Raw genomic sequence first — 373 nt, forward strand, 5'->3', positions numbered from 1 at the left:
CCCTTCACGAGTACGCATCCGGATCAGATCGGCTTCAAACTCCGCGAAAGTCGCAAGGATGTTGAAGAACAACTTGCCAATTGGATCAGACGGATCGTGAATACTGTTCCCAAGTTGAAGCTTCACGCCACGGGATGCCAGGCTGTCGCCAATAAGCCGTGCATCAGGGACAGAGCGGGCCAGTCGATCAAGCTTTGGTACGACCAAAGTATCGCCACTACGAACAGCCGCCAGTGCCTGGTCAAGGCCGGCCCTTTCCCGGTTCGTGCCGGTGAAGCCCTTGTCGGTGTAAATACGATCGGCAGAAACACCGAGTTTGAGCAGTTCCTGATGCTGGGCCGCGAGATCCTGTTTGTCCGTCGAGCAGCGGGCA

At 56.6% G+C, this 373-nt stretch carries 1 protein-coding gene; it reads right to left on the reverse strand.

The features are described from left to right. The coding region (locus KP705_RS21880) for a recombinase family protein (protein WP_215765475.1) at positions 1-373 on the reverse strand (373 nt) is incomplete at both ends.

It is taken from the genome of Gluconobacter sp. P1D12_c (assembly GCF_018812105.1).
GTDB classification, from domain to species: domain Bacteria; phylum Pseudomonadota; class Alphaproteobacteria; order Acetobacterales; family Acetobacteraceae; genus Gluconobacter; species Gluconobacter oxydans_A.